Source organism: Longimicrobiaceae bacterium, from assembly GCA_035696245.1.
In the GTDB taxonomy this organism is placed as follows: domain Bacteria; phylum Gemmatimonadota; class Gemmatimonadetes; order Longimicrobiales; family Longimicrobiaceae; genus DASRQW01.
Window position 1 is genome coordinate 22,292 of sequence record DASRQW010000044.1, and the last position, 6,320, is coordinate 28,611.

7 protein-coding genes are annotated in these 6,320 nt (G+C 70.9%); all 7 read right to left on the bottom strand.

Translation table 11 applies throughout. The features are described 5' to 3' along the window. Nucleotides 1-244: 244 nt before the first annotated feature. Nucleotides 245-1,096: a 3-hydroxybutyryl-CoA dehydrogenase gene (locus VFE05_01905; GenBank protein ID HET6228800.1), complete on the bottom strand. Its 852-nt coding sequence runs from the start codon at nucleotides 1,094-1,096 to the stop codon at nucleotides 245-247. A 51-nt stretch (nucleotides 1,097-1,147) separates the two neighbouring features. After that, nucleotides 1,148-1,507: a hypothetical protein gene (locus VFE05_01910; protein HET6228801.1), complete on the bottom strand. Its 360-nt coding sequence runs from the start codon at nucleotides 1,505-1,507 to the stop codon at nucleotides 1,148-1,150. A 76-nt stretch (nucleotides 1,508-1,583) separates the two neighbouring features. Beyond that, entirely contained in the window at nucleotides 1,584-2,537 is a 954-nt protein-coding gene (locus VFE05_01915; protein ID HET6228802.1) for a type II CAAX endopeptidase family protein, read from the bottom strand. 4 nt (nucleotides 2,538-2,541) lie between these two features. Further along, complete coding sequence (locus VFE05_01920; protein HET6228803.1) at nucleotides 2,542-3,117, bottom strand: biotin transporter BioY; 576 nt, start codon at nucleotides 3,115-3,117, stop codon at nucleotides 2,542-2,544. Nucleotides 3,118-3,350: 233 nt separating this feature from the next. Then, complete coding sequence (locus VFE05_01925) at nucleotides 3,351-4,565, bottom strand: acetyl-CoA C-acetyltransferase (GenBank protein ID HET6228804.1); 1,215 nt, start codon at nucleotides 4,563-4,565, stop codon at nucleotides 3,351-3,353. Between the two features lie 151 nt (nucleotides 4,566-4,716). Next, a complete protein-coding gene (locus VFE05_01930) occupies nucleotides 4,717-5,628 on the bottom strand; it encodes an MBL fold metallo-hydrolase (protein HET6228805.1) in 912 nt (303 codons plus the stop codon). Next, nucleotides 5,625-6,320 (bottom strand): exonuclease domain-containing protein (locus VFE05_01935; protein HET6228806.1); only part of this gene is annotated, 696 nt, incomplete at its 5' end. The genes VFE05_01935 and VFE05_01930, both read right to left, overlap by 4 nt.

The window sequence follows — 6,320 nt, forward strand, 5'->3', positions numbered from 1 at the left end:
CCACCGCGGATGCAAGCACCGGCGCGCGGCGAGCCGTGCGGCCCGCCGGCATCCACCGGCGTACATCTCCCGACTCATCCACTTCACATCCCGCCATCCGCCAACTCACCCGCCATCGACCCTCTGCCGATCCGCGACGGGTGATGCGCCAACGCGATCCGTCCGCCAAGCAGCGGGCGGAGCTTCATCGCCCGAAAGAGAGACGCCGCGGACGGAGCAAATCTCCGGCCGCGGTGAGCCTCACTCAGTAGGCGTAGAAGCCTTCGCCCGTCTTGCGGCCCAGCTTGCCGGCGGCGACGTACTTCCGCAGCAGCGGGCAGGGGCGGTACTTGTCGTCGCCCAGGCCGTCGTGCAGCACCTGCATGATCGCCAGGCAGGTGTCCAGGCCGATGAGGTCGGCCAGCGCGAGCGGGCCCATGGGGTGGTTCATCCCCAGCTTCATGACCGTGTCGATGGCCTCGCGGTCCGCCACGCCCTCCATGAGGCAGAAGACGGCCTCGTTGATCATGGGCATGAGGATGCGGTTGGACACGAAGCCGGGATAGTCGTTGGCCTCGGCGACGGTCTTGCCCAGTTTCTCGGACATCTCCACCACCGCGCGCGTCGTCTCGTCGCTCGTGGCGAGGCCGCGGATGATCTCCACCAGCTTCATGACCGGCACGGGATTCATGAAGTGCATCCCGATCACTTTCTCGGGCCGCTTGGTGCGCGCCGCGATCTCGGTGATGGAGATGGAGGAGGTGTTGGTTGCGAGGATGGCGTGCTCCGGCGCGACGCGGTCCATCTCTTCGAAGATGCGGAACTTGAGGTCGCGGTTCTCGGTCGCCGCCTCGACGACGAGGTCGGCGGCGCCCGCGGACGACAGGTCCGTGGCGGAGGCGATGCGGCCCAGCGCGGCGTCGCGGTCGGCCTCGGCCAGGGCGCCCTTCTTGATCTGGCGGTCCATGTTGCCGCCGATGGTCTTGAGCGCGGCGTCCAGCGCTTCCTGCCGCACGTCCACCATGGTCACGTCGTAGCCGTTCTGCGCGAAGACGTGGACGATGCCGTTGCCCATGGTCCCCGCACCCACCACCGCGACCTTACGAATCTCGGACATTGTAGACTGTATTCGGTTGGGATGTGCGCCGCATGGCCCAGCCTCCGCCGGTCAGCGGAGCGCGAGCCATCCCGCGAAGTACACGGCCACCAGCAGGCCGCCGGTCAAGATCACCCACACGTCGGCCGCGGGGGCGTGGCTGCCCTGGCGCGCCTGCTTCTTCCGCTCCATCGCCTCGGCGAACGAGCCGGCCTCGGATATCTCTCGCAGCCCGAAGCCGCGGAAGCCGCCCAGCCGCGCGGCGAGGCCGAAGAGCAGCGCCATCACCCCGGCCGTCCACACCGTCAGCAGCCAGATGCGGCGGAACTCGCCCAGCTCGCGCACGTGCAGGCCCATGGGCACCAGCAGCGCCAGCCCGGAGACGCCGAGCGCCGCGAGGACGGCCGAGAGCCAGAATCGCCGGGTGCTCATCGGAGAACGTCCAACGACGTTCGGCGGATGCGCATCCCACGCGTCTCCGGCCTCGCATCTCCCGCGTTCGACTGCGTCATCGCGGCCAGTCCGGGCCCAGGCGGCGGTCCACGATGGGTTCCAGGCGCCGCATCTTCTCGGACTCGCCGACGCTGCGGGTGCGGAGGAGCCAGGCGAGCGCGAGGGCGATGGCGATGGTCGCCGGCAGCCCGGCCTCGGGGCCGAAGGTGCCGCCTGTGAGCCAGGCGCCGCCGCCCCGCTCCGCCACGCTGTACATGGGCGTATTCCGCGCGATGCCGCTCACCGGGAAGTCGAGCAGCGCCGACATCGTCCAGTTCCACCCCGCGTGCACCGCGGTCGCGAACCAGAGCGAGCGCGTGCGCAGGTACGCCACCGACAGCATCACCCCGGCCAGGAAGATGTTGGCGATGCCGAACGCGCTCACGTTCGGGTTCCCCAGGTGCCCGGCCGCGAACGCCGCGGAGAGCAGCAGCGTCGCCCCCCACGGCCCCAACCCCTCCGCCAGCACCTGGAAGGCGTAGCCGCGGAAGAGCGCTTCTTCCGCCGCGGCGGCGACCAGGAAGAAGCCGAGCGCGCCGGCGAGCGTGGCGGCAAGCTGGCCCGGCGTGCCCGCGTCGGCAACCCACCGTGCGTAACCGGCCACGGCGACCACTCCGGCCGCCGCCGCGATCAGCACGGTTCCCATCAGGAACCCGATGCCGAAGTCGCGCGGCGCGGCCCGATCTGCCGCGAAGCCCAGCGCGCCGATTGGCCGCCGGTCCACGACCGCGAGCATGAACCACCCGGCGAGCACAGCGGCGGCGAGCGAAACGGCGAAGCCGGCCACCATGGACTTGCCGGCCAGCGGCGCCGCCAGGACCGTCAGCAGCCCGGAGAGGACGATGACGAGCACGAGGTAGAGGCCGAAGCGCCAGCCGGAGCGGACGCCGTGCGGGCCCAGCAAGACCCAGGCGAGCGTGCCCGGCTTCGCGTCCGCCGCGGGGGCGGCGTCCGGCGCGTGCTCGCTCAACCGCTCAGCCCCGGAACAGCGTGCGCGTGCGGCCCTGGATGCGGCCGGCGACCATCGCCACCAGGCCCAACTTCGCCAGGTCGAAGAGCACGAACGGGCGCAGGCCCCACACCACGGCCATGTCCACGCCCTTCACCGCCGCCAGCCACGACAGGCCGCCGGCGAAGATGGTCGCGAGGCCCGCCAGCAGCGCGCCGATGCGGCGGAGCGCCCCGCCGTCCGCGCCCATGCCGGCGACGTACGCCGCGAGCGGGTAGGCGATGAGGTAGCCGCCCGTGGGCCCCAGCAGGTACGCCGCGCCCCCGCCCGCCGCGAACACGGGCAGGCCCGCGATGCCGGCCAGCAGGTACGCGACCTGGCTCGCCGCGCCGCCGCGCCGGCCCAGCACGGCGCCGGAGAGCAGCACCATCAGCGGGCCGAAGGTGAAAGGCACCGGCGTGCCGGGGATGGGCAGCGCCACCTTGGCCGAAAGTGCGGTCGCCACGGCGAAGAGGCCGATGCCGATGGCGCGCCGCGCGGCGCGCGAGGGGACCAGGTCGGTGCCGGCCCACGAGGCCGTGCCGCTACGGACAGTGCTCATCACCACTCCTTGCGTCTTCGTTTGAATTTGTGCGACTGCTTGCGACCACCTGCGATCGGACCACATCTACCGAAACGTCTAACCGTCTCGGTGCCGCCTGCGCAGATCCGAGCGATCGGATGCGATGAATCGCACCCCTACGCGGGGATAGCGTCTCTCGATCTTCCAGCTTCCACGTAAATGAGAATGCCGCGCCGGATTGCATCTACCGGCGCGGCATCGTGTTCAGCGGCTCAGACGCGCTGGACGGCGAGGGCGACCGCGTCGCCGCCGCCGAGGCAGAGCGTGGCGAGGCCGGTCTCCTTGTCGCGGTCCTTCATGGCGTGCAGCAGCGTGGTGAGCACCCGCGCGCCCGAGGCGCCGATGGGGTGGCCCAGCGCCACCGCGCCGCCGTTCACGTTCACGCGGTCCCAGTCCCAGCCCAGCCCGGCGCCGTCGGCCAGCGCCTGCACGGCGAAGGCCTCGTTGGCCTCGATCAGGTCGTAGTCGTGGATCTGCGTGCCGGCCTTCTTCATCAGGTTCTTCACGGCCTGGATGGGCGCGAAGAACAGCTCGTTCGGCTCCACCGCGCCGGTCGAGTACGCGACGATGCGGGCCATGATCTCCAGCCCGTTCGCCCGCGCGTACTCTTCCGACACGACCACCAGCGCCGACGCGCCGTCGTTGAGCGCCGAGGCGTTGCCGGCGGTCACGCTGAGCTGCTCCACGTCCTTGGGCGCGTCCTTGGGGAAGGCGGGCTTCAGCTTGCCCAGCGTCTCCATCGACGTGTCCTTGCGCGGCGCCTCGTCGGTGTCGACGACCGTGGTGCCCTTGCGGCCGGCGATCTCCACCGGGACGATCTCGTCCTTGAACTTGCCGCCCTCGATGGCCGCGACCGCCTTCCGGTGCGAGTTCACCGCGAACTCGTCCTGCTGCTCGCGGGTGATGCCACCCTTCTTGGCCGTGTACTCGGCGTGGCCGCCCATGTGGACCTCGCAGGTGGCGCACCACAGGCCGTCCTTGATCAGCCCGTCCACCAGCTGCTGGTCGCCGAACTTCACGCCGTTGCGCATGCCGTACACGTAGTACGGCGCGTTCGACATCGACTCCATCCCGCCCGCCACCATGGCGCGCAGGTCGCCGGCGCGGATCGCCTGAGCACCCAGCATCACGGCCTTGAGGCCGCTGCCGCAGACCTTGTTGATGGTGAGCGCGGACACGGTGGGCGGCAGGCCGGACTTGAGGCCCGCCTGGCGCGCGGGGGCCTGGCCCTCGCCGCCCTGCACCACGTTGCCCATGATCAGCTCTTCGATGTCCGCCGCGTCGATGCCCGCGCGCTTCACCGCCTCGCGGATCGCGATGGCGCCCAGCTCGGGCGCGGAGAGGGTGGAGAGCGAGCCCAGGAACTTGCCGATGGGCGTACGGACCGCGCTGACGATGACCGGCGTGGTCTTCGGATCGTTGGCCATATCGTTCACTTGCCTCGGTTGATCGGTTCGTGTTGCCCGCTGACGAATCCTCCCCGCCCTTCCGCCGCCACACATCTCGGGAGATGCGAAGCCCCTCGTACCCCGCACGATACACCGCGACGGAACAGCGGCGGCGGATGAGATGCTTCCGCTACTCGGCCGCTTCGAGCGTGACGCCCTTCGGCCCGCCGGCGGCAAATCCCCAGGGCGTGTACGGGTCGTGGGTGGACACGAGCAGCCACCGCTCGGCGGCCGCGCGGGTCAGGAGCGCGCGCTTGCTCTCCAGCGTGACCAGCGGCTCCACGTCGTAGCCCATGATCCACGGCAGCGGGAGATGGGCCATGGTCGGCACGACGTCGGCCAGGAAGCAAGCCGTCTCGCCGCCGGAGCGCAGGAGCACCGACTGGTGGCCCGGACAGTGACCCGGCGTGCGGAACACGGAGATGCCCGGCACGATCTCCACATCCCCGTCCACGAACGTGAATCGGCCCGCCTTCTCCACCGGATCGTAGTTGTCCGGGAGATAGCTGGCCGACGTGCGCTCGTTGGTGCGGTGCGCCCACTCCCACTCGCTGCGCTGCACGTAGTACCCGGCGCGCGGGAACGAGAGACGCACCTGGCCCTCGGCATCGCGGAAGGTGTTCCCCCCCGCGTGGTCGAAGTGCAGGTGCGTGTCGATCACCTTCCCCACGTCCCCGGCCGAGAAGCCGGCCTGCGCGATCAGCTCCTGGAGCCGGTCGGGGAAGCCGGAGCCTTCCGACGCGGCGTTGTCCACGCCGTAGATGTCGCGGAAGCGGTCGTTCTCCTTGTTGCCCAGCCCCGTCTCCACCAGCACCAGCTCGCCCGGCGTCTCCACCAGCAGGCAGCGCAGGGCCAGGGGGATGCGGTTCCGCCCGTCTGCCGGGATGCGCTTCTCCCACAGCGGCTTGGGGACCACGCCGAACATCGCGCCGCCGTCCAGCCACTGCATGCCGGACTCGATCGCGTGGATGCGGAAGCGCCCCAGCTCGCGGGTGCGCACGCGCGCGGTGTCGCCGGCGATGGCGCGCGGGGCGTCCGTCACGCCTGCTCCATGCTGCGCGGGCTGGCGCGGCGCTTCTTCCGCGGCGTGCGCTTGTTGAGGAAGCCGTCCAGGCTCTCCCAGCAGTCCACGTCGTGCTCGCACAGCATGTCGATGAAGCGCAGGAGGACGTGCGCCGTGGCCACCGCGTCGTCCAGCGCGCGGTGCCGCGCCTCGATCTCCAGCCCGAAGAAGAGCGCCAGCGAGTCCAGCCCGCGCGAAGGCAGCTGCGGCAGCAGCTTTCTCGCCAGCCGCACCGTGCAGAGCTGGCGTCCCATCGGCTGAGTGCCCGTCGCCCTCTCCATCTCCGCCGTCACGAAGCGCCAGTCGAACGCCGCGTTGTGCGCCACGAAGACGCGGCCCTCGATGGCGTCGGAGACGTGGTGCGCGACCTCGTGGAAGCGCGGGGCGCCGCGGACCATCTCGCTCGTGATGCCGGTGAGCGCCGTGATCATCGACGGGATCGGGCGCTCCGGGTTGACGAGGGTGGAGAACGTCTCGCGGATCTCGCCGCCCGCCACGCGCACCGCCGCGACCTCGGTGACGCGGTGGCCATGGCCGGGCGAGCCGCCCGTCGTCTCCACGTCCACCACCACGTACTCCTCGTCGCACAGCGCGCGCAGCACGGCCCGCGGCGAGGCGATGGACCACACGCCGTCTGCCGAGACGGTGAAGCGCGCGTCGTCGCCCAGCAT

Bases quoted from the DNA above. Each gene is read 5' to 3' on its own strand.
- VFE05_01905 (HET6228800.1), bottom strand. From the start codon at position 1,096: ATGTCCGAGATTCGTAAGGTCGCGGTGGTGGGTGCGGGGACCATGGGC.
- VFE05_01910 (HET6228801.1), bottom strand. From the start codon at position 1,507: ATGAGCACCCGGCGATTCTGGCTCTCGGCCGTCCTCGCGGCGCTCGGC.
- VFE05_01920 (HET6228803.1), bottom strand. From the start codon at position 3,117: ATGAGCACTGTCCGTAGCGGCACGGCCTCGTGGGCCGGCACCGACCTG.
- VFE05_01925 (HET6228804.1), bottom strand. From the start codon at position 4,565: ATGGCCAACGATCCGAAGACCACGCCGGTCATCGTCAGCGCGGTCCGT.